We start from the raw sequence: 2,056 nt of genomic DNA, 5'->3' as shown, positions 1-2,056 counted from the left end.
AATGACCCGGCCCCGGCCTTCGGCAAGGACCGCGACCCCGCGCGCCGCCTTCAGCACCGCCGCGATCTCGACCGGGTGGTGGCCGTAATCGTCGATCACGGTGACGCCGTTCCACTCGCCGGTCTTGGTGAAGCGCCGCTTGACGCCGCCGAATCCCGCAATGGCCTTCTGGATCGCATCGTTGGACAAGCCCAGCGCGTGCGCCACCGCGATCGCTGCCGTGGCGTTCGAGGCATTGTGCCGGCCCGGCATCGGCAGCGTGACGTCCGGGATCTCGTGCGGCGCGCCGCCCTTGCGGTCGCGAATGACGACCTTGAACGAGGAGCCGCCGCCGCTTGGCGAAAGATCGACAAGCCGCGCGTCGGCCTGCGGATTCTCGCCATAGGTGATGATGCGGCGATCCTCGATCTTGCCGACCAGCGCCTGCACCACGGGATGGTCGATACACATCACCGCGAAGCCATAGAACGGCACGTTCTCGATGAAGTTGCGGAACGCGTCCTGGATCGCATCGAACGTCTTGAAGTGATCGAGATGCTCGGGATCGATATTGGTGACGATCACAACGTCGGCCGGCAGCTTCAGGAAGGTGCCGTCGCTCTCGTCGGCTTCCACCACCATCCAGTCGCCGGCGCCGAGCCGCGCATTCGAACCATAGGCGTTGATGATGCCGCCGTTGATCACGGTGGGATCGAGCCCGCCGGCATCGAGCAGCGTTGCGACCATGGTCGTGGTCGTGGTCTTGCCGTGGGTGCCGGCGATCGCGACGCAGCTCTTCAGCCGCATCAGCTCGGCAAGCATTTCGGCGCGCCGCACCACCGGAATGCGGCTGGCGCGCGCCGCCATCAATTCCGGATTGTCGCGCTTGATCGCGGTGGACACCACGACCACGTCGGCGCCGTCGACATTCTCGGCCTTGTGGCCGACTGTGACCTTGACGCCCTTCTCGCGCAAACGGATGACGTTGGCGCCTTCGGAGGCGTCCGAGCCCTGCACGGTGTAACCGAGATTGCAGAGCACCTCGGCGATGCCGCTCATTCCGATACCGCCGATCCCAACGAAGTGGATAGGTCCGATCTCGCGCGGCAGTCTCATGGTGTTCCCCAGAACGTCAGGATTCGCGAGGCAAATCAGCCGCGCTCCTACTGGATGCCCCGCTTTCGCGTGGCATGACAAGGGGCTTTTTGGGCTGAGATCGCCGAACTTCCGTCATTCCGGGGCGCATCGAAGATGCGAACCCGGAATCTCGAAATTCCGGATCAGTCCGCTTCGCGGCCTGTCCGGAATGACTGACGTCAAATCCCGGCGACTTTCAGCACCAGATCGGCCAGCCGCTCGGCGGCATCGAGCCGGCCGATACTTCGCGCGGCTGCGGCCATCGCGACGAGCTTGGCCGGATCGGCGGCAAACGCGGAAATCTCGGCTGCCAGCCACTCCGGCGTGAATTCGCGTTGCGCGATCCGCAAGGCGCCGCCGGCCTGCGACAATACGCCCGCATTGGCAAACTGGTCCTGATCGATCGCGCCCGGCAGCGGCACCAGAATCGCAGGGCGGCCGATCGCGGCGAGCTCGGCCACCGTTCCCGCACCGGAGCGCGAGATAACCAGATGGTTGGACGCAAGCCGCGCCGGCAGATCGGTGAAGAACGGCGCAAGTTCGGCATTGATCTTCAGCCGGTCGTAGAACGCGCGCACCCGCGACATATCCTCTTCGCGCACCTGTTGCGTCAACGAGAGCCGACCCCACAGCGAGGGATCGAGCTTTTCGATGGCTGATGGCACGATGTCGGCCATCACGCGCGCACCCTGGCTGCCGCCGACCACCAACAGCCGCAGCGGTCCATCGCGTTCGGGCGCGGCGTATTTCACGCTGGCCGCAGCCACGATCGCCGGCCGCATCGGGGTGCCGACGGTCGTGGTTTTCGACGCGAGCTGCGGATCGCGGTCGAGCACGCCCGGCAGCGAGGTGGCGATAGCGCTGACGCGGCCGGAGAGAAAACGGTTGGCGCGGCCGAGCACCGCGTTGGCGTCATGGACGATGCCGGGCACGCCGAGCC

At 66.0% G+C, this 2,056-nt stretch carries 2 protein-coding genes; both read right to left on the bottom strand.

Annotation, left to right across the window (positions count from 1 at the left end; translation table 11 throughout):
* On the bottom strand, positions 1-1,095 hold a 1,095-nt coding region (gene murC / locus VFL62_RS22335; RefSeq protein ID WP_325174566.1), incomplete at its 3' end, for a UDP-N-acetylmuramate--L-alanine ligase.
* Positions 1,096-1,295: 200 nt separating this feature from the next.
* Positions 1,296-2,056 (bottom strand): UDP-N-acetylglucosamine--N-acetylmuramyl-(pentapeptide) pyrophosphoryl-undecaprenol N-acetylglucosamine transferase (locus VFL62_RS22330; RefSeq protein ID WP_325174565.1); only part of this gene is annotated, 761 nt, incomplete at its 5' end.

This window comes from Bradyrhizobium sp., from assembly GCF_035701725.1.
GTDB lineage: Bacteria > Pseudomonadota > Alphaproteobacteria > Rhizobiales > Xanthobacteraceae > Bradyrhizobium.
This window is presented reverse-complemented; position numbering and strand designations above follow the sequence as displayed.